Raw genomic sequence first — 20,610 nt, forward strand, 5'->3', positions numbered from 1 at the left:
GCCAAGGAGCTAAAAATGGAAAAACAAATTCTAGATGTACTGAACGCAGGTCTTGGTTTGGTTAAAAGTGGACAAGAAGGTCTGGATAAAGCGAAAGCAGAATTTACTAAGAGTTTTGAACAACTCGCAGCTAAAGGCGCTTCCGACAATTCCGAAGCATCTGTTCGTGTTCGCGAGTTCGTAGACAAATTCTTAAACGAAGCTAAAGAATTATCTACTGCTGCTACTAAAACTTACGAAGATTCTCGCGCTAAGGCACTTGAAGTTTATAACCAGATTGCAGAAGAAGCTAAGAAATTAGTTCCTGCTGAACAAATCGAAGCTATCAAGGCAAAATTTAGCGAAGTTACTGAGACAGTTAAAAAGACTGCTGCTCCAACTAAAAAAACTGCTTAATCAAAGCCTTTTGAACCTCCCAATATCGGCGGGGGATTCCTCCCGCCGAAAATTTTTCCCTCTTCTTCTCTGTTTCTTGTTACTTTCTGAATGTTCTTCTATATTAAGAGATTATGATTTAATTTCTGCGGGGATCGATAGTCGACAGAGACTATATTCCAACGGTGAAACTGATTACTTTGATTCTTTATTAGTAAGTGGAGGGTATTATTCCTCGGAAGCTTTTTTTATTGAGACAGATCGGCTACCTCTGCTATTACGAGATCAGAATAATCAGGAATTAATTTTTTATAATAACCCAACGGATCTCGAGAAGGATGCTGACTATTTGTTATGGGAGATTTGCGGTTTAGACTTGGATCGCTCGAAACAATATTCTTTTACTTTAAACGGCAATGCCGCTCAGTTATTAGTATCTTATAATTTTAAATATCCATATACTATACTCGGAAATGGAAAACGGAAATTTTTTCCACGTAAACCTGCTGGACAATATGTTGATCAGGGTGAGGCAGTCGGAATTATTCCATGTACTAGATATTTAATAGTTGCTCATGAGCAAGGTCAAGTTGAAGGAAAGAATTTCTTAGAAATCAAAAGTCTGCCGAATAAAATTTATGTTTTTACTTATTTTTATAAAAAAGGTTTTGTTAAAAATTACAAAAAATTTCTTTAATTACCGTCCATCCACCATCTCCGCTAATTTCTTAGGCGCAAGTTGACAATAACTTTCTTTTAATAGAACCTCTACCTCATCCCAATCCACTGATTCATCGATTACAAGTCCGATGATATCTTCCCACCAGACCGGTTTAAAAAATGGATATTGTTTAAATCGAGAAACATCTAACTTTTTAGGAGAAAAACGAAAAGTTAATAAACAAGTAACAGTATCTAGGCCGGAAGCCTTTGCATAAGCAGGAGGATAACCATTCTGCAACATCAATACATGGGCAAAGTTTTTCTTTTTGATACACCAACGAGTTCCAATCCAAGCCTGTTCTTCATAAGCTTCCGGAAGATCCAAACAAATTAACCGAAGTTTGGATAGAATTGTATTTGGGACTGAAATATGATCCGACATTTTAGTACTTAGGGAAGAAGGATTATATATCCTCGAATACAATTTCGCAATCTAAATTTAAAAGCAGGTTGTTCAGAGAGATTATTCTAAACTCCAGCCATGTCTTTATAAACTTGAAATAATCTTTCTACTCCAAGTTTTGTTTCTTCTTGGGAAGCATTGGAGAAGTTCCAGCGCAAATGATTTCTTTCGGGTTCACCAACGAAAAAAGAAGATCCTGGAACCGTAGCGAGTCCTTTTTCTAAACATTTTTTGAAAAGAAGATTCGTATTGATGTCCTGTGGGAATTCCAACCAATAGAATAATCCTCCTTTAGAAATTTGTAATGGAAGTGAATCTCCGAAATTATTCCTAAAACATTCAAATGTATGCTCCGATTTCTTTTGGTAGGTTTTTCGGATCAATGATAGATGTTCTTCGTATTTAGAAGAAGATACAAATCCATAGACTAATTCTTGGTTTAGAGTAGGTGAATGTAAGTCCATGGATTGTTTTTGTATGATTAGATCCTTTAGGACCATTTTAGGAGCCTTGATCCATCCAACTCTTAATCCAGGCGCAAGTGTTTTGGAGAATGTTCCAATAGAGATCGTATGTCCTGGGCCTATCTCGCATAAGGAAGGAGGAAGCACTTCTTCGAAGTATAATTCTCTATAAGCAGTATCTTCTAAAATAGGAACTCCATTTTCTAAGAGTAATTTTGAAATAGAATTTCTAATCTCTAAAGAATAAGAATATGAAGAAGGATTTTGGAAATCGGGAATACAATAAAAGAATTTAGGTTTTTCAGAAGAAGTCGCTAATGTGTATTTTAATTCTTCAATATTCGGACCTTCTTCTCCATAATTGATCCCTATGAAAGATGGAGCATAAGATGAGAATACTTGTATGGCTCCCAGATAACTTGGTTTTTCTAAAAGTATCGGGGAACCTTCTTCAATAAAATAACGACTAAGTAGATCCAGTGCTTGTTGGGACCCGGAAGTCAAAAGAATTTCGTCCGCAGAAGAACCTGGATAATATCTATCTGCAATCCACGCACGTAAGTCGGAATGTCCTTGGGTATCTGCGTATTGGAATAGTTTCGCACCTTTTTTTGAAACGGAAGTTTCGAAAATATTTTTCAGATTTTGGATAGGGAATAAAGAATCATCAGGAAGTCCTCCCGCGAATGATATCATTCCTGGTGTATCGATTACCTTCAAAATATCCCTGGTAACCGATGCAGGAGTTCTTTCGGTCCTTGCTGAAGGTCTGAAAATTTCGGAACTATTTTCTAGAATTAACTTGCCCATCTTCTTATTTTATTTATACATTAAGTTGAGCTTACCATACAGATACAGAAATTGTTTTTATGACCGATACAGATAGGCTTATTACTAAATATTCTAAGATCGCAAATTCTTTGATGGGAAGGATAGAATCTGGAGAATTTCCTCCAGGTTCCAAATTACCTTCTCTGCGAAAGATCTGTTTATTTGAGGAATGTAATCTTTCTACTGCAGTGGAGGCTTTTGGTATTCTACAAGAAAGAGGTTTTATCAGCGGAAGAGAAAGGTCTGGATATTTTGTTCTTCCTAGGCCGGAACTTTATCCTAAATACAAATTAGAAAAACCAGTAAGAGTTCCAAATCCTTCTGTTCCCGAAGAGGTGAGTTCTTTGATGTCTGAACTTGCAGATCCTGGTTTTATTCCTTTTGGAGCAGCGGTCCCTGATCCTCAATTTCTACCTTATTCTTCTTTACAGAAATCATATAAGAAATCCTTAAAAGACTCTCAGGTTTATAAATATTCTGATGCCGCTGGAATTTTAGAACTTAGAAAAAAGATCGCGATCCGTTCTTCTGGTAAAGAAAGAAGAGTTCGTCCTGAGGAAGTGTTTATCACATTGGGTTGTTCAGAGGCTGCGTTTTTGGCTTTGAGTCTTTCTGCAAAACCTGGTGATAAGGTAGCGGTAGAAAGTCCTCTTCATTTCGTTTTATACCAAATTCTTTCCGAGTTAAAATTAAAAGCGATTGAGATCCCTACGGATCCTTTTACTGGTTTAGATCTTCAATCTTATATTTCCGTAATAAGGAAAGAATCTCCTAAGTTCTTAATTACAATTCCTACTTTTTCAAATCCTACCGGAAGTCTTATGCCTTTAGAATCTAAAAAAGAACTTCTGAAAATTTCTTCTAAGTATGGTGTGAAGATTCTTGAGGACGATATTTATGGGGACTTGCAGCATAACGGAGGCATTCGTCCTTCTTCTTTATTATCTTTAGATATGGAAGGTATTGTAACTCAGGTTTCTTCTCTTTCTAAATCGGTGAATCCAGGTCTTAGGATTGGTTGGATGATCAGTGATCAGATTAAAGTAGAGAATGCTAGACGTCTTCGTTTAGCTGAGGCAATTTCTTTGCCTGCGATACCTCAACTTGCATCTTCTTATTTTATAGGATCTCTTGCTCACGAAAGACATTTAAGAGAATTTAGACGAAGGTTAGGAGGTTTGGTACTTTCTTATGCAGATTCTTTTTTGGAATATTTTCCAAAGGGGACCAAGGTCGCAATTCCGAAAGGAGGTTTTCTTCTCTGGATAGAACTTCCTAAAGGAAAAGATTCTAGAGTTCTTAGATTCCAAGCTGCAAAGAAGAAGATCAGTCTTGTTCCAGGAAATCTTTTTTCTCTTTCTGGCAAGTATGTGAATAATTTTAGAATTAATGCAGGAGTTTTAATGGGACCTAAGGTGATCTCTGCTATCCAGACTCTAGGAAAAATTGCAAAAGAAATTTAGATTGTGGGTCCGTACAGGCTCGAGTTATTGTCCATTGAGAGCATGAACTTAGAAACAGAAATCCAACAACCTACTATTTTATGTGACCCTTCCGGCAGAGTGAATCGGAATGCGATTGGCTGGTCCAAAACTCCCTTACATAGATGTAATGTACAAGGCCACTGGCTTCGTAAGAAAAAATGGAATTACTGGTGTTTTTACGATCAAAACTTTTTAGCTTCTTTCACTGTTTCCGATATTGATTACGCAGGTGTGATCTTTTGTTATTGGTTGGATCGAAGGACCGGCGAATTCCAAGAGGCCACAGTTATCACTCCTTTTGGTAAGGGAACTTTGCTTGGGCAAACAGTTTCCAGCAACGCTCGTTACGAAGGTAAAGAAGGATTTTTAGATTTCCATATCGACGAAGATGGAAATTACAAGATCAAAGTGGATTTTTTAAGGGGAACTAAAAAAGCTATCCAGGCAGATATCACATTAGATATTCCTAATCAATGGGAAAGTTTAAATGTTGTAGTTCCTTGGAATCGAAATCGTTTTCAATTCACTCACAAATTATTCGCATTAGGAGCAAAGGGAAAAGTTACAACTGCTTCTAAATCATATGAATTCAATCCTAGGGATTCATTTGGGGTCCTGGATTACGGAAGAGGCGTTTGGCCTTATTTCAGTAAATGGAATTGGGCATCTATGTCTTATCGCCCTGGCGGAAATGAAGTTTATGGAATGAACTTAGGTGGTGGCTGGACAGACGGAACAGGAACCACTGAAAATGCACTTCTCATCAATGGTAGAATTTATAAAATTCCTTCTGTCATCGCTTTTGAATTCGATAAAAAAGATCCAAAAAAACCTTGGATGATCTATTCCAAGGAAAGTAAGGCAGTGGAGCTTGTATTTACTCCTGATTTTCACAGAAAAGCTTATTCTAATATGGGTTTGATTGCTTCTAAAGTGAATCAAATGATTGGAAGTTTTGATGGTGTTTTCCGGGTAGGCAAAAGTGAATTTAGGATTGAAAGCGGACAAGGTTGGGCAGAAGATCATATCGCTCGCTGGTAGGCTAGAATGATTAAACTTTCCGAATATTCCACAGAACCGGACAAGGATCTTTCCAAAGAAGAAGCGGAAGAACTTCGTCTGAAAGAATTAGAAAGGATAGAAGAGTTACAGATCCGTCTTTTTGCGGGTAAAAAGAAATCATTACTCATCGTGCTTCAGGGAGTGGATGCTTCCGGAAAAGACGGAACGGTTAAAAAACTTTTTTCCGCATTAAACCCATTGGGTTGCACATGCAAGGCTTGGAAGGCTCCTACGCAAGAAGAATTGAGCCATGACTTTTTATGGAGAATTCATAAAGAACTTCCCGGGAAGGGTTGGATCCAGATTTTCAATCGTTCTCATTATGAGGATATTCTGGTTCCTTTCGTTTATGAAAGTTTATCTAAGGATAGACTTAAAGATAGGTTAGAGTTTATCGATTCTTTTGAAGAGTTTGTATCCGAAGAAAACCATACTCATATCTTAAAATTTTTCTTACATATTTCCCAAGAGGAACAGATTAAAAGGATAGAAGAGAGATTATCCAATCCTGAAAAGAATTGGAAGTTCGATCCAAGCGATCTAGAGGCTCATAAAAATTTCAAAAAGTACCAAAACGCGTATGAGTGGATATTCTCCCATTCTAAGGAGAGTTTTCCTTGGGTGATCGTTCCTTCTGACAAAAAATGGTATAGAGATTATCTGATCGCCAAGTCAGTTCGTAAAGAATTGGAAGATATGGATCTCAAATATCCCAAGCTGGAAGTCCAACCAGCCCAGATCTGACCTAATTTTCTTTTTCAATTTTTTCTAAAATTTTGTAATTTAGGGGTTGACCTCTATGGTGCGGTGCAATATGAATGGATTGTGCGCTGCACTAAAGGTGTGGCGGAAAAGGAGAGAAAAATGGAAAAACAACTGTTGGACATTCTTAATGCTGGAATCGGACTTTTGAAATCTGGACAAGAAGGATTAGACAAAGCGAAAGTGGATTTAGAAAAAACCTACGGAGAATTAGTAGCTAAAGGTGCTGCAGACAATTCTGAAGGTTCTGTAAAAATTCGCGAGTCTGTGGATAAACTTTTGAACGAAATCAAAGAAGTTTCCACCGTTGCTGGCAAAAACTACGAAGAAACTCGTGGTAAGATCGTTGAGAAGTACAATCAAATCTCCGAAGAGATCAAAAAACGCGTTCCAGAAGGCCAATTAGACGCTGTTAAAGCAAAATTGACCGAAGTAGCTGAAACAATCAAAGCTACTGCAAAAGGAAAAGCTTAATTTCCGACGAGCGGGCGCAGGGAAACCTCGCCTGCTAATTTCTTCCTTCCTCTCAGTCTCCACTGCTTGACATTTTCTTCTTTCGGGTGTCTTTGCTTAGGGATGTTCTCCCGTCCAAAATCAGCCTCACCTTTTTCCCCAATTTTATCTGTTCTACTTCTATTCATTGTATCTTCGCAGGTTTGGACCCAAACTACGGAACCTTCTCCTGATAAAACTATAGAGCAGAAACCCAGTCCTATGAATGGACTTCCTCCTGAAAAAACTCCAACAGGACCAAGCCAGTCAGAACTTAGAGAAAAGTTCAAGAACCAGATAGGTGGTTTTGGATTTGGAAGTTCCGAAAAGTATTATTCTTTGCAGGTTGCCAGGATGTTGGATTCCCAATGGGCAATCGGGATCAATGGTTATACTAATAATTATGTGAATCGTTTTGATAATGATACGGCTTATTCTTATTTTCTTCCCCCTCATGATTTTTACGGAAGGTTAAGAAACCACCAAGAGAAGTATTGGGGAGGAGCGCTCTTTGTCCAAAGGTTCATTGCCGATTCTCCTTTTTTTGTTTCTCTTTGGTTAGGAAGGGAACATTACCAAAAAAACCAAACTGCTCTCTATTGGGAATCTGCAGGTAATACATATCGTTTTGAAAAAGATTCTTATAGTTCCGGTCCAAGGAATTATGCGGGCTTCGGTGTTGGATTCAGATTCCAAACTACATCCGGTTTCTTTTTAGGATGGGAAGGTGTATGGAGTTGGTATGCTCCTTATCATAATTCATTCTCCACTTCCGATCTTTATTATTCAGATAGAACTGCAAGTATTGGAGATCTATTATATAGAAAGTATGCTTATCAGAATTCAGAAAGATTGCCGGGTTCTAGCTTTGGCCTAAATCTTTTTGTAGGCTGGGCCTTCTAATGAATTCGGATCCATTCCTTCTCCCTAAACCTTGGGTAATCGCTCATAGAGGAGATAGCGGAGAATATCCTGAAAACACAATGAGTTCTTTTCGAAACGCCTGGGAACTCAAGGCAGATTGGATCGAGCTAGACATCATTCATTCTTCCGACGGAAAGATTGTAGTCATCCATGATGATACATTGGATAGGACTACGGATCAAAAAGGAGAAGTGAAACTTCTTCCATTTAATATGATCCGTAAGGCGGATGCTGGATCTTGGAAGCACCAAAGGTTTAAAGGGGAGAAGGTACCGGATCTTTGGGAAGTCTGGGACTATTTAAAGTCCAAAAATATTGGACTAAATGTGGAGATCAAATCTGGCGCTTACGAAGAGATCCCGATTGAAACTCCTATCGAACAAGAACTGATTGATTATACAAAAAAGAATTCTCTCTTTTATAAAACCTTATTCTCTTCTTTCTGTTGGGATTCTTTAGCGCGTATTAGAGAATTATCCGTAGAGGCAAAACTTGGCATCTTGATCGGAGAAGAAACTTCTTCTTGGATGGAAGCATTGGAACTTGGTTTTAGATTGAATGCATTTAGTTTAAATCTTTCCGCAAAGGGATTGGACAAGGAAACAGTTTCCAAGATCCAAAAAGAAGGTTTTAAAGTTTTAGTTTATACTTTGAATACGGAAGAAGAATTGAAGTTCGGTATTGATCTAGGAGTAGATGGGATCTTTACGAATTATCCTAAAAGAATGAGATCCTTGCTTACTTGATCTCTATTCTTGCAAATTGGTCCAGTTCTACCTGCCAATGATCTATCATATTTTTTAAAACTGTTACTACCTTTTCAGAAGGAACATCATAATGATCAGAGGAGAATGCGTCAGTTTCTTTGAATCCGACTACGTTCTTTAGATCTTCTCCTTCTGCTCTGAATCTATAGATCTCAAATTCTTCTGCGCCTCTTGCTTCTCCATTTTTAATGAAGAAAGGTTTAATGAGACTCATTCTATATTTTCCAAAACGAAAGTTCTGTAAAGATTGCAGAAATTTATAAGTTCCAAGAGCTAATTCCAATTTCATATGATCTGAATATTTTTCTGAGCCTAAGAACGTAAGTGCAGAAGTTCCGCCGAATCCTAAATAAACTTCGAATTTAGATCCCTTCTCGTCTTGGACTTTGACTAGATCAATTTCTTTCAGCCTCTCGCCGAATAACGCGAATGCGGCCATTTTGATCTTTTCTTCTTCGTTTAATTGTGCGTCTGAAAGTATCGTTTTTACTTTTTCTTGAGGCGACTTAGAACAAGATATTAATTGGGAGAATACCAGAAAGATCATCAATATATGAACAATTGTTTTCATAATAATTCTAAAACCGATCTGCCATATAATATGACTTATTTTCTGAAAAAAATCTATCGTTAAAAAATGCAATTTTGGCGTTCGAGCCTTCAAGTAACGAATTTTTATATAGGTATAATATCCCCTTCTTTATCCCTTAAGGCTCGGCTTTTCATCGTTAGCTTAATCCTTTTCGGTTTACTATAATCGTCTAATGGAACATCCGTTATATGTCAGCGCTTTGGAAATAAATTTCCACATTTATTGAGAATTGATGTAAAACGACTTAACGTTGCCCCGGGCGAAATAATCGATTATTTTAATTGTTAATCGTTAGCCGAAACAGAGAATCCCCAGACGAAGAAATTTATTAAAAAAACAGTAACCTAATGCAAGTTTTGTCAAAAAATTTTATGCTGTGTTATGCGGAAAATTAAAAACACTTTACGAACTCTGTAAGAATATAACTGTTGTTACGTCAGTTAACATTTATGAAACCAAAGAAAGTCACTAACGATGATTTGGAAAAGATCATCGCCGGGGTAAAAACTCAAGCTGTTGAAGCGATAGGTAATTACCTCTACAAAGGATTTCGCATTCAGGTTAGTAAATACAACCTGTCTGGGGCGGAGAGGGTTCAGCTCCTTTATCAAAGGAGAAGGAAAGAAGGTCTTTGTATCGTCTGCGGCACTAAAGTAGGTAAAAAAAATCCTTCTACTGGCAGGTTATATCGCCTCTGCGAATTCCACCGTAAGAAAATAGATAAAAAAAAGTAATTCATAAAATCCGGAAAACGACAGATAATCTATATAGAGCGTAGCTCTGGTAGGTACTCTTGTTTTCCGGATTTTATTTTAAGGGCATACATTTTCCCTTTTTCTCAAACGCTTCTTCTAAAACATTTGGCCTCTCCCGAATTTTAGTCTTATTTCTTCTTATTTTTTCATTCTCCTTCTCTGCATTTGGCCAAGGGGAAAATCCTTCCAAACAAGGACCTTCTGATCCTGACATTTTGTTTAGGATCGCTGAAGAAGCTTATAAGGACCGTCGCTTTTACAAGGCAGCGGAAAGTCTTCGTAACTTCCTGGTTCTTTATCCGGGAAATCCTAAAAAAAACAGGGTGCTTGGCCTTCTTAAAGATTGTTTTCTGAAGTTGGATCGTCCCGAAAAAGCTTTAGAAGTGAGTCTGGACCTTTATAAAATGGAACCGACTGGAGAATTTGGGTTAGAATCCTACTTGGAAGCCGGGCGCCTTCTGGCTAAGATGGGAGAAATCGACCAGGCGAAGCAGATTTTCTCCTCTATTTGCAGACAATCTTACTCCAGAGCAATGGCAGAAAAAGCCGCCCTGGAATTCTCAGGTATCGATCTACTTTCGGAAGGGGAAGAATCTTCTCCGGAAGGGGAATCTTGTCGCGAAAAATAAGGAAATACTCGGATTTCAGTCCGAATTCCCACATTGCGAGCCGATACTAGTTTATAGTTGAATTCCCACGGAAGAATTTTTTAATCTCTGGTAAGTATGTCCAACGGCTTCTTTCAAATCGTGAATTACCCGAAAGGGTCCTATGTCATCGTCGAAGGCAAGAAAGAAGCTCATAATTTCTTTATTATCCGACAGGGCAAGGTCAGAGTTACCCGCGAAAACCAAGTGGTAGGCGAGGATCCAAATCAACTTTTGGGACCTGGGGATTTTTTCGGAGTGGTTGCTGCAATGAGTCAGCACGCTCAGATCGAATCCGCAATTGCTCTCACTGATGTTTCCTTAATTCAAGTAAGTTACGATCAGTTCGGGACTCTGATCCAAAAAAATACTCCGGTAGCAATGAAGATCATTCGCTACTTCTCTATGAAACTCAGACAGTTCGACTCTACGATCACACGTCTGTCTTTCCGCACAGCTATCGAAGAAGATCCGAATCAGTTATTCGCGATCGGAGAATATTACTTCAACCAGAAGAACACTCTTCATGCTGCTTACGCTTTCCAAAAGTATCTGCAATATCTTCCTAATGGTCAATTTGCTACTCAGGCAAAACTGAAATTACAAACAGTCAATCAACCTGTTGCTCCTCCTCCGATAGATTATACTAAGTTTAACCGTGCATACGGCGATAACGAAATGATCTTTTGCGAGCACGAACCTGGTAGAGAATTATATATCATCCAACACGGAAAAGTAAAGATCACTAAGATCGTGGATTCCAACGAAGTGCTTCTCGCTGTTTTACAAAGTGGGGACATTTTCGGAGAAATGGCATTATTAGATAATAAACCTAGATCCGCTTCTGCAATTGCTTGGGGAGAAGTTCAACTCCTTGCGATTAACAAGGCAAACTTTGAGGGAATGGTTAAGGCCCAGCCACAATTGGCAACTAGGCTGATCACACTTCTTTCTGAAAGGATTTGGACAGCTTATAAGCAGCTGGCTAACTTACTTATTTCTGATCCTCAAGGAAGGGTCGCTGATACTTTACTCACTCTTGTGGAAAAAAATAGAGTTAAGGTTATTCCTAAGTCTACTTACAATTTCGAGATCGGTACTAAAGACTTGATCAAGATGGTAGGATTGTCTTATCCTAAGGATGAGAACTTGGTTCTGGATCTGATCTCTAAAAACAAATTTATCAAATTAGATCAGGGGAAAATTTCCTGCACGGATCTTGTTGAATTAGAGAAGTTAGTACAAGCGTTCCGTAAAAAATCACAGATAGACGCTAAGATCAAAAAACGCGCTTAGATATTAATCCCAGCAGCTTTACAATCCGCTTTGATCATGATCTCTACTAGTTCTTTGAATTTAACTTTAGGTTCCCAACCAAGTTTTGCTTTTGCTTTTGCAGGATCACCTATCAAAAGGTCCACTTCGGTTGGTCTGTAAAAATTAGGATCTACTTCGATTAAAAGTTTTCCGTCTTTTTTATTATAACCTTTCTCTTGGTCACCTTTTCCTTTCCATTCTACTTGGATGTCTAGATGTCTGAAAGATTCTTCTATAAATTCTCTAACTGTATGTGTTTCGTTGGTTGCTACTACGTAATCATCCGGCTCTGATTGTTGTAACATCATCCACATCATATTTACGTAATCTGGTGCATAACCCCAGTCTCTTTTTGCGTCAATATTTCCTAAATGGATCGGGCCACCTTTTCCAGAAACGAGTCCAGCGACTCCAAGGGTGATCTTTCTGGTTACGAAACCTTCTCCCCTTCTTGGAGATTCATGGTTAAATAAAATTCCGTTAGAAGCATGTAATCCGAATGCTTCTCTATAATTCACAACTGCCCAATATGCATATAATTTTGCGACTGCGTAAGGTGATCTCGGATAGAATGGAGTTTTTTCGTCTTGAGGAACTGCCTGGACTTTTCCGTACAATTCAGAAGTAGAAGCTTGGTAGAATCTGGACTTCACTCCAGTTTGTTTGATTGCATCTAAAATTCTTAAAGTTCCGACCGCATCTACTTCTGCAGTGTATTCAGGAACTTCAAAAGAAACTCCTACGTGAGATTGAGCTGCTAAATTATAAATTTCGTCTGGTTGGACTTTTTCTAAAACCCTGTTTAGGTTACTGGAATCGGTTAAGTCTCCGTAATGTAGAAAAAGGTGAGGGTTCCCTCTAAGATGTTCGATACGATCCCGGTTTAAAGAGCTGGTTCTGCGGACGATCCCGTGTACTTCGTATTTTTTTTCCAAAAGAAGTTCGGTAAGATAGGATCCGTCTTGTCCAGTGATCCCTGTAATAAGCGCCTTTTTCATTCTGGAACCAAAAACCCCGGCTTTGTTATTGGGGCAAGAAGGATTAGATTATCAAACTGGTCTGAAATTCCAAGTTTTGTAGGACTTCCAACAAGGGCTTAAACTGTCCCTTTTACCCAATTTTTCTTTCTGAATTCATAGATGAAAATAAAGGAAAGTGATGCAATCCAAACGAATATACCAGCCCAGATCCCAAGAGTCCCACCTTTCCATACGATCCCAAAAAGATAAGCCAACGGAAGCATTACTAGATAGGTGAGAAGAATATAGATCCTAAAGACATAGTTCTGCAAACCGGCTCCTCTCAAGGCCGCACCAATCACCATATGATATGCGTCTCCGATCTGGATAACTCCTAATAATAAGAGCACAGGATAACATTCTTCTACCAAGGCTTGGTCTCTGGTCATCGCATACACGATGATCTTTCCTAAGAAGATAAAACATAAACCTATAAATCCCATTACGTGCGCAGAAATGAATGCGGAACGAAATGCAGAATGATATGCTAATTTATATTTTTTAGCCCCCATTGCCTGTCCTAAGATCGTTGTGGCCGCCACTCCAAATGCGTATCCAGGTAAAAATGCAAAACTTAATGTAGAAAATAAAACATTGGATGCAGCAACTGCGAGCACAGAGATCAATCCTTGTATTTTGGAGAAGATCACGAATGCAACGTTGACTAATCCTTCTTCAAAGCCTGGAGGTATTCCTACTTTAAAAATTTCTATTAAATGATCTTTGCTTGGTAGAAGGTTTACTCCTTCGAAATATTTTCCAAGTTTATAATAAAAAAAGAATATAGGAAATACCAATAATCCTGCAAATCCGGCTATCGAAGACGCAAGTCCTGCTCCTCCGATTCCCATAGGAGAAAATCCTAAATTCCCGTAGATCAGTATCCAATTAAGAATTATGTTTGCGATAGTGGTTACTGCCATGGAAACAAAACCTGCCTTGGTTAATCCAAGACCATCCATGAATCCTCTGAAACAAAATCCTAAAAAGTAAAACCCACTTCCTATAAATCTAAAATATAAATAATCGGTTCCGAGTGCATTGACTGTTTTTTCAGGACCGACCCAAAACATAATCCATTCTGAAACCCAAGGTCCGGATATAGATAAGAAACTTCCTAAGAGTAAAGAAAGATAAAGTGTAGAAACTCCTACTTTTCCTATTTCGGATCTTTTACCTTCTCCAAACCTTCTCGCGACTATAATCTGAACTCCCATTGAAAATCCGATTAGGAATGCAACGAGAGTGTAATAAGAAGTTCCACCAATACCTATCGCTGCGATTGCATTTTGGCCAAGATATCCGACCATCACAGTATCCGTAATCCAAACCAAAGATTGGCTAAGCATTCCGAAAACAACAGGCAATGCTAAGGAAAGGATTTTAACGTTCAATCGACTAGGGCGATATAGTTTGAGTATTTTTTTATATAAAGGAACCAAGTAGTTTCCAGCTTTGAGAGGAGGGTTGTGCAAACAACATTTTTTCCATGAAAAACGGTTTATCCCCGTAACGATAGAGTTAGGATGACTTAAAAGCGTAGAAGATACATGGATTCGAATCTAGGATTTGCAGACCTTCATAATCATCTATACGGTAGTCTGAAACCTGAACTTCTTAGGCAGATGGGATTGAATAATCCATCTCCTCGTTGGGAAATTTTTACAAAACCTTTCCAAGAACTTTACGGAAAGTCCATCAATACTGAAACATTCTTCGAAGATCATAAGTCTTTGGAAGATTTTAAGAAGATCTATTTATTTAATCATCAAGGTCCTTTTCCTGAGTTCCAAGCAAAGTTCAATTTGATCATTGCACTTTCTAAATTCGATCCTCAAGAGATCAAATTTGTATCCAAACATATCACCAAGGATCAATACGAAGAAGGCGTTGTGTTCGGAGAATATCGTATTATGTATTCCCCTCTCGATACGTATGAGGGAATTTATTCAAAAACTTTGGCTGCTTGCGAGGGTTTTGAAGAAGCAGAATCAGAACTTTCCGGAAAGGCAAAATCTCGTTTAGTAGTTTCTTTACATAGAGACGGAGAAGTTTTTAAAGAATACGAAATGTTAAAAGAGATGATGGAAAAAAATTCCCTCATCAAAAAATATCTAGTCGGATTAGATTTTTGTTATATTGAAGAAGGTTTTCCTCCTAAAGATAAAAGGGGATTTCTGAAAGAAGTGCAAAAAGATAATATCGCAGAAACTTCTACAGCTCTTACTGTTCTATATCACGTAGGAGAATCTTTTTTAGATAAAACTCTTCTTTCTGCATCTCGTTGGGTTCTAGAAGCCGCTGAATGGGGAGCACATAGACTTGGACATGCTATCGCAGTTGGTTTAGATCCGAACGCTTATCTTGGAAAAAAAGTTTTAGAACCTGTTTCCGAAAGAGAAGATACTCTAAAATTCCAATTAGATCATTGGGAAGAAATTTCCAAATATGGCGAGTTACCTCCTAAAAAAAGATTAGAATCAGAATTAGATTCGATCCGACATAAGGAGAAGGTAGAAATTTCCGTTACTGAAAACCTGGTCTCTGAAACAAAGGCATTTCAAGAGTATTGTATGGATCGGATCAAAAATACAAATGCAGTCATTGAGTCTTGCCCTAGTTCCAATGAGTATATTGGAATGGTAAGAGACAAGGCTCATCATCCTTTGATCAGATTCGCAAGTAATGATCTGAAATTTACAATCTCTACTGATGATCCTGGAATTTTTGGAACCAATATCAAAGAAGAATATGATAAGGCTGAGAGTTTAGGATTGGATACCGAATATTTGGAAAAGATCAGAAAGAATTCATTTCAATATACATCTGAAATTCTTTCCGGAAGAATAGAATTCAGACAAGGAGCAATTCTCTAAAGATGAGATCTTTTTCTAAATTAAACAAGTTCCTTGCTCTTTCTATACTTTTTGCATTTTCTTTTCCTTTGTTTTCTCAGAACCAAAGTGATTTTTCGGATCCTTACGATTATAATTTAAGAAATTATAAAGATGAAAAATCTCCTGATGGATTTAGGGAATATTCTATTCCCCCAAAAATGGATAAACCGACTTTAGTAAATCCTCGAAACGTGCAGGTTCCTTTTCAAACAGGTTTGCCTACCACTTCAGGAAGCCAAGGAACTAGAAGGACTACGAATCCAGTTCAAGGTAGAAGTGATGATGGACTCTTTAATCCAGTCACTGGAGAAGTGAATACTGAAGCATTACAAAGACAACAAGACCAAGCAAGAGATCGCAAAAGAAAATTAGAAGAATTCGGCACTGATCCTCAACCTTATACTGAATCCAGACTTCGTCGTTTTTCGATTATATTTTTTATGACACTTCCTATCGCTGCCGGTGTAACATATGGTGCGTTAGCTGCTGCAGAGCCAGGTTATCAAAAAACATTCGAGGGAGGATGGATTGTATTTGGTGTGGCTTCTACCTTAGCTCTTACAAATGCTTGGTTGGATTTGAGAGATTATGATCGTATGAAGTTGGAGAACCAACCGCAGAGTCCTACTCCGAATCCAACGGTGCCCGATAAACTTTCTGAAACGATATATCCGAGGCAAATGCCTGGGTACGGATTCTATTCCAGAAATTTCGAATATAGAATGGAATTCGAATTTTTTAACACTAGTTTCTGATCAAACATGAATCCTTTTCTTGGTCCTGCGTTACAGGAAAAATTGGTTTCCGAATGGGGGCGGATCTCACTCTTCTTCGAAGAGAATATAAAACCAATCTTAAGAATTATATTCGGAGCCTCAGGAGTAATTTCTCTTTTTATACTTATTTTTTTATACGGATTTTATTATCCACCTGAATGGATCCATCCTCTTCGTTTAATTACTATGACCATAGTTTGGTACTTGGTAATTTATGAATGTTTAAGTTTTTTATTCACATTAACTCCATATCGCGCCTATTTAAAATTTCATAAGATAGAAACATTTGTTGTCTTACTGGTGATCTTGCAGTTTTTTTTCGAAGAAAAAATAGAATCTATTCTTTCTCAACAAAGAACAGAAGAAGCTGTACTTTTATTTTTATCCGTAAGTCAATTAACCTTAGCATTCGGAGGATTTGCACATTTTTTAAGAAGGGCCAGACTTTCTCTCGGGAAAATTTCTCCTTCTTTGGTGATGACTGGAAGTTTTGCGATCTTGATCTTTTTAGGAACCGCTGCATTATGCCTTCCTAGAGCAGAAGCAAGGCCGATCCAATTGGTGGATCTTTTTTTCACCGCAGTAAGTGCAGTATGTGTTACTGGCTTAAGCACGATAGATGTTTCTCAAGATTTAACTGGAACAGGGCAAGTCATCCTGATGGTCCTTGTCCAACTCGGCGGTTTAGGGCTGATGACATTAACTGTATTCTTTGCATTGGTTTTAGAAGGACAGGTTTCAGTTACAGAAAAGCTGATCGTCAAGGATCTATTTAGCCAAGAATCTATAGGAAGAGCTGGCTCCATCTTAAAACAGGTTGCTTATCAAACATTTGCGATAGAAGGAATCGGTTCCATCTTTCTATATTTAACATTTCCTAAAGAACTTGGGTTTTCCCAGAAAGAACTTATATTTCAATCTGTATTTCATTCTATAACAGGATTTTGTAATGCTGGTTTTGCTCTTTTTCCTAAAGGACTCGCAGAACCTTATTTTAGAGAATCGTATTCATTTCTTTCTATATTGATGATCTTGATCGTATTTGGTGGTTTAGGTTTTCCTACAGTAAATCAACTTTTAAAGAAGATTAGATTTGATGGAGAATCTTTTAGGCATCGCTTTTCTTTGGGCTCTAAACTGATCCTGATCACCACTATATTTTTATTACTTTTTGGTTGGATATCCTACTGGGTCTTAGAAAGAAATTTTAGTTTGAAAGATTTGAACTGGTATGATCAGGCATTTCATTCTTTATTCTATTCAGTCACAACAAGGACAGCGGGATTTAATACCTTGGATATTTCTTCCATGGGGATCCCGATGGTATTCGTAAGTTTATTTCTTATGTGGGTGGGTGCTTCTCCAAATTCTACTGGGGGAGGGATCAAAACTTCTACATTGGCACTTGCAGTTTTACAGTTTTATCAATTCTTCACTGGGAAGGAAAGAGTGGATGTATTCGGAAGAACAGTAGCAGAAAATTCTCTTTCCAGAGCGTCTGTTGCGATCGTACTTTCTATGTTTATAATATTCATGGGCATCTTATTTTTAATCTGTTTCGAGAAACCTTTGCCTTTTCTGGATATTTGTTATGAAGTAGTTTCTGCTTATGGAACAACTGGACTCACCCGAGGGATTACTTCTAAATTTGAGACTCCCGGAAAATTGCTTTTATGCTTTGTGATGTTTGTGGGAAGGGTTGGAGTTTTAACAGTATTATTGGCTTTTGTTCCAAAACCTAAACCCAGAAGATATTGGTATCCTGAAGAATATGTCGTGGTCGGTTAAAGGAAGGTTCGAATGAGAAAGAAAAGGATCGCCGTCATTGGCCTCGGAGATTTCGGGATAGAACTCGTAAAAAGACTTTATGAAGACGGACAAGAAGTCACTGCAATCGATCAGGATAAAAACAAGATAGATCGTATTAGAGAATTTTCTACTTACTGCGTTGCGATAGATTCTACCGACGAGTCTGAATTGAAAGAACATGGTTTAGATGAAATGGACGCTGTAGTTTTAGCGATCGGAGATAATTTCGAAAGTCTGATCGTAACAGCGGATGCTTTGAAGAAGATCGGTGCAATTAATATATTCGCTCGTTACCAATCTGATCTGAACAAAAGAGTATTGCAGATGTTAGGGATTGAGAATTTATTCAATCCGGAAGAACGAGCTGCTCATTCTATGGCGGAACAACTTGCAAATAGCAGTGTCAAAGATGTTACCTTACTCGGACAAGATTATAGAATTTTAGAAGCTATGGTTCCGAAACATATGCAAGGCAAAACTGTCCAAGGCGCCAAGCTAAGAGAAGATTGGAATTTAAATTTGATCACTGTCAAAAGACCCAAAAAAAGCAGAAGAAAATCAGATCGAAAAGACGAAGAAGTTTTAGGAATTCCTTCTCCCAATTTGGTATTATCAGAAGGAGATATCTTAGTTCTATTTGGAAAAGCAGAAGATCTGGAACAGATGATCGGAAAACGTTAAGGTCCGTTTTCCAAAACTTTTAAACAAAATTAGAGAATTTTAAATGAAAACGATCCGATTTGGGAGTAAAATTACATTCGATCCGGTCGAAAGAATATAATGCCATGAGAGTTCTGATCCTTTTGCTATTATTAGGATGCAATTTTTGTTCTCCTCTCCAAGTAAAATCCCAGGTAGAGGTAGAAAGATCAGACCATATCCGTTACTACGAAAAAACCTACGCATTCCTTCCTTTTTTTGGCCAAGCACCTCCTATTATCATTCGCGAAAACGAGGATCTTATTCGCGAAAAACTTACGGAGAAGGGTTACAAAGAAGTAGATATCTCAAGAGCCGATCAATTGATACATTACGATATATTAATATTTCCAAGAGGAAGTGTAATCGATCGTAAAACCGATCTGGGCGCTTTCGGAGGATGGACTAGTGCAAGAGGGATGAGATATCATTCGTATGGCGGAACTTCCAGTAGATTAGCAGCAGTTCCTATTTTGGGAAGTGTAGGAGGATATTCTCCTTTTGCATTTATGGGAAATTTTGGTAATTCCAGGATTTCAGGTGGAAGTCCTTATTACGAAAATTTTTACGATGTGATCTTTAAGTTAGTGATCTACGATGGAAAACGTTATAGAGGACTTCCTTCCAGCGTACTTTTAAAAGCAAACGTGGAAGGAGAAGGTAGATCCGGGCCGATGTTCGATGTGATCCCTTATCTAATCACCGGCTTCTTTAAATCATTCCCTAATTTTGCAGGAGAAAAAAACGAAATTATCTCCGAAGAAGAAGTTTGGGGAGGCCATTGATCATCCCATAGGATAAGGAATTTTTTTAGAAACCTCGTCTATCTTTTTCAAAATATCGTCAGACAAGATTAGGTCTGATGCCTTTAAACTTTCTTCTAATTGTTCTACAGTATTAGCTCCAATAATTGTAGAAGCAACATAATCATGTTGTTTGGACCATGCGACTGAAAGGGCGGTCACACTAATCCCCGCTTCCTTTGCAATTTCTATCAGTTCTTTTGTAGAAGCGAGAGTTCCTTCATTCAAAAAACGATGCGCCATTCTTCTTTGTCTTTCTGTGGGAAGTTTTGAATAACGTGTGAATCTTGCGTTTTCAGGTGGAGTAGGTCCATTATATTTTCCGGTCAATACTCCTCCTGCTAAAGGAGAGTAAGGAAGAAGGCTGATTTGTTCTCTTCTGCAAATATCAGAAAGAGCATCTTCGAATCTTCTATTCAAAATGCTGAAATTATTTTGGATAGATTCATATCTTGCAAGTTTGTTAGTGCGAGAAACTTCTAAACTTTTCATGGTTCCCCATGCGGTTTCGTTACTGCTTCCTATGTATCTGACTTTACCTTCGTCTATCAATTCGGTCAAAGCTTCTAAAGTTTCTTCGAATCCGAAATCATGATCAGGCCAATGAGTTTGGTATAAGTCTATATAATCTGTACCGAGTCTTTTCAAACTTCCTTCGATCGCCACTTTGATATTTCTGCGATCTAATGCTGTCTTACCTTCTCTTACTGGAGGAGTGAACCATCCATGCCCAGGCCCGCAAACTTTTGTTGCGATCAAAATAGATTCTCTCTTTTTAGTCTTTAGCCAATTCCCAAAAATTTTTTCAGTAGCATGAACATATTCTGCTTCTGGAGGAACTGGATAGATCTCAGCAGTATCATAAAAATCTATTCCTGAATCGAAGGCCTTGTTTAAAATTCGATGTGCTTCTTTCTCATCGCAACTGGAGCCGAAAGTCATGGTTCCCATACAAATTTCGGAAACCACCATCCCTGTTTTTCCAAGCCTTCTTTTTTTCATTCTTGCC

The 20,610-nt window shown here is 38.0% G+C and carries 22 protein-coding genes; 16 read left to right on the forward strand and 6 right to left on the reverse strand.

Annotation, left to right across the window (positions count from 1 at the left end; genetic code table 11):
- The first annotated feature begins 15 nt into the window (after positions 1-15).
- Positions 16-396, forward strand: coding sequence for a phasin-related domain-containing protein (locus CH362_RS03385; protein ID WP_100708913.1), 381 nt, complete (start codon positions 16-18; stop codon positions 394-396).
- A 76-nt stretch (positions 397-472) separates the two neighbouring features.
- Entirely contained in the window at positions 473-1,072 is a 600-nt protein-coding gene (locus CH362_RS03390; RefSeq protein WP_100708914.1) for a hypothetical protein, read from the forward strand.
- On the opposite strand, the gene CH362_RS03395 is transcribed toward CH362_RS03390, so the two are convergent.
- The gene (locus CH362_RS03395; protein WP_100708915.1) at positions 1,073-1,480 is read right to left on the reverse strand and encodes an MmcQ/YjbR family DNA-binding protein; all 408 of its coding nucleotides are present in this window, start codon (positions 1,478-1,480) and stop codon (positions 1,073-1,075) included.
- Between the two features lie 86 nt (positions 1,481-1,566).
- Complete coding sequence (locus CH362_RS03400; protein WP_100708916.1) at positions 1,567-2,775, reverse strand: aminotransferase-like domain-containing protein; 1,209 nt, start codon at positions 2,773-2,775, stop codon at positions 1,567-1,569.
- Positions 2,776-2,834: 59 nt separating this feature from the next.
- Between CH362_RS03400 and CH362_RS03405 the strand changes: the two genes are divergently transcribed.
- From CH362_RS03405 to CH362_RS03430, 6 genes are all read left to right on the forward strand, one after another.
- Positions 2,835-4,259: an aminotransferase-like domain-containing protein gene (locus CH362_RS03405; protein ID WP_100708917.1), complete on the forward strand. Its 1,425-nt coding sequence runs from the start codon at positions 2,835-2,837 to the stop codon at positions 4,257-4,259.
- Between the two features lie 42 nt (positions 4,260-4,301).
- Positions 4,302-5,321, forward strand: a complete 1,020-nt coding sequence (locus tag CH362_RS03410) for a DUF2804 domain-containing protein (RefSeq protein WP_100708918.1) — start codon at positions 4,302-4,304, stop codon at positions 5,319-5,321.
- 6 nt (positions 5,322-5,327) lie between these two features.
- Complete coding sequence (locus CH362_RS03415; protein WP_100708919.1) at positions 5,328-6,086, forward strand: PPK2 family polyphosphate kinase; 759 nt, start codon at positions 5,328-5,330, stop codon at positions 6,084-6,086.
- A 120-nt stretch (positions 6,087-6,206) separates the two neighbouring features.
- Complete coding sequence (locus tag CH362_RS03420) at positions 6,207-6,578, forward strand: phasin-related domain-containing protein (protein WP_100708920.1); 372 nt, start codon at positions 6,207-6,209, stop codon at positions 6,576-6,578.
- 102 nt (positions 6,579-6,680) lie between these two features.
- Positions 6,681-7,499: a hypothetical protein gene (locus CH362_RS03425; RefSeq protein WP_100708921.1), complete on the forward strand. Its 819-nt coding sequence runs from the start codon at positions 6,681-6,683 to the stop codon at positions 7,497-7,499.
- Positions 7,499-8,266, forward strand: coding sequence for a glycerophosphodiester phosphodiesterase (locus CH362_RS03430; protein WP_100708922.1), 768 nt, complete (start codon positions 7,499-7,501; stop codon positions 8,264-8,266). Before CH362_RS03425 ends, CH362_RS03430 begins: the two co-directional genes overlap by 1 nt.
- Here the strand turns inward: CH362_RS03430 and CH362_RS03435 are convergent.
- Positions 8,259-8,858, reverse strand: coding sequence for a hypothetical protein (locus CH362_RS03435; RefSeq protein WP_100708923.1), 600 nt, complete (start codon positions 8,856-8,858; stop codon positions 8,259-8,261). The genes CH362_RS03430 and CH362_RS03435 overlap by 8 nt on opposite strands.
- A gap of 470 nt (positions 8,859-9,328) precedes the next feature.
- Here CH362_RS03435 and CH362_RS03440 point away from each other — a divergent pair, with 470 nt between their 5' ends.
- The 3 genes from CH362_RS03440 (at position 9,329) to CH362_RS03450 (ending at position 11,577) form a co-directional block, all read left to right on the forward strand.
- A complete protein-coding gene (locus CH362_RS03440; protein ID WP_010513869.1) occupies positions 9,329-9,613 on the forward strand; it encodes an LIC10235 family protein in 285 nt (94 codons plus the stop codon).
- 59 nt (positions 9,614-9,672) lie between these two features.
- Positions 9,673-10,263 (forward strand): tetratricopeptide repeat protein, encoded by a 591-nt coding sequence (locus tag CH362_RS03445; RefSeq protein WP_100708924.1) that lies wholly within the window; start codon positions 9,673-9,675, stop codon positions 10,261-10,263.
- Positions 10,264-10,359: 96 nt separating this feature from the next.
- Positions 10,360-11,577 carry a Crp/Fnr family transcriptional regulator gene (locus CH362_RS03450; protein WP_100708925.1) on the forward strand — a complete coding sequence of 406 codons (1,218 nt, stop codon included), beginning with the start codon at positions 10,360-10,362 and terminating at the stop codon, positions 11,575-11,577.
- Here the strand turns inward: CH362_RS03450 and gmd are convergent.
- Together gmd and CH362_RS03460 are read right to left on the reverse strand one after the other, a co-directional pair.
- On the reverse strand, positions 11,574-12,596 hold the full coding sequence (gmd, locus tag CH362_RS03455) for a GDP-mannose 4,6-dehydratase (protein ID WP_100708926.1): 1,023 nt from the start codon (positions 12,594-12,596) through the stop codon (positions 11,574-11,576). The two genes, CH362_RS03450 and gmd, sit on opposite strands and share 4 nt — an antisense overlap.
- A gap of 98 nt (positions 12,597-12,694) precedes the next feature.
- Positions 12,695-13,966 (reverse strand): MATE family efflux transporter, encoded by a 1,272-nt coding sequence (locus CH362_RS03460; RefSeq protein WP_244280479.1) that lies wholly within the window; start codon positions 13,964-13,966, stop codon positions 12,695-12,697.
- Between the two features lie 201 nt (positions 13,967-14,167).
- Between CH362_RS03460 and CH362_RS03465 the strand changes: the two genes are divergently transcribed.
- The 5 genes from CH362_RS03465 (at position 14,168) to CH362_RS03485 (ending at position 19,583) form a co-directional block, all read left to right on the forward strand.
- On the forward strand, positions 14,168-15,493 hold the full coding sequence (locus CH362_RS03465) for an amidohydrolase family protein (protein WP_100708928.1): 1,326 nt from the start codon (positions 14,168-14,170) through the stop codon (positions 15,491-15,493).
- Between the two features lie 2 nt (positions 15,494-15,495).
- On the forward strand, positions 15,496-16,269 hold the full coding sequence (locus CH362_RS03470; protein WP_100708929.1) for a hypothetical protein: 774 nt from the start codon (positions 15,496-15,498) through the stop codon (positions 16,267-16,269).
- 6 nt (positions 16,270-16,275) lie between these two features.
- Positions 16,276-18,078, forward strand: coding sequence for a TrkH family potassium uptake protein (locus tag CH362_RS03475; RefSeq protein ID WP_100708930.1), 1,803 nt, complete (start codon positions 16,276-16,278; stop codon positions 18,076-18,078).
- 12 nt (positions 18,079-18,090) lie between these two features.
- The gene (locus CH362_RS03480) at positions 18,091-18,780 is read left to right on the forward strand and encodes a potassium channel family protein (protein WP_100708931.1); all 690 of its coding nucleotides are present in this window, start codon (positions 18,091-18,093) and stop codon (positions 18,778-18,780) included.
- Positions 18,781-18,884: 104 nt separating this feature from the next.
- Positions 18,885-19,583: a DUF4136 domain-containing protein gene (locus CH362_RS03485; RefSeq protein WP_100708932.1), complete on the forward strand. Its 699-nt coding sequence runs from the start codon at positions 18,885-18,887 to the stop codon at positions 19,581-19,583.
- Here the strand turns inward: CH362_RS03485 and CH362_RS03490 are convergent, their stop codons facing one another.
- Positions 19,584-20,603: an aldo/keto reductase gene (locus CH362_RS03490; protein ID WP_100708933.1), complete on the reverse strand. Its 1,020-nt coding sequence runs from the start codon at positions 20,601-20,603 to the stop codon at positions 19,584-19,586. It lies immediately after the preceding gene.
- Positions 20,604-20,610: the final 7 nt, after the last annotated feature.

This window comes from Leptospira saintgironsiae (assembly GCF_002811765.1).
In the GTDB taxonomy this organism is placed as follows: domain Bacteria; phylum Spirochaetota; class Leptospiria; order Leptospirales; family Leptospiraceae; genus Leptospira_B; species Leptospira_B saintgironsiae.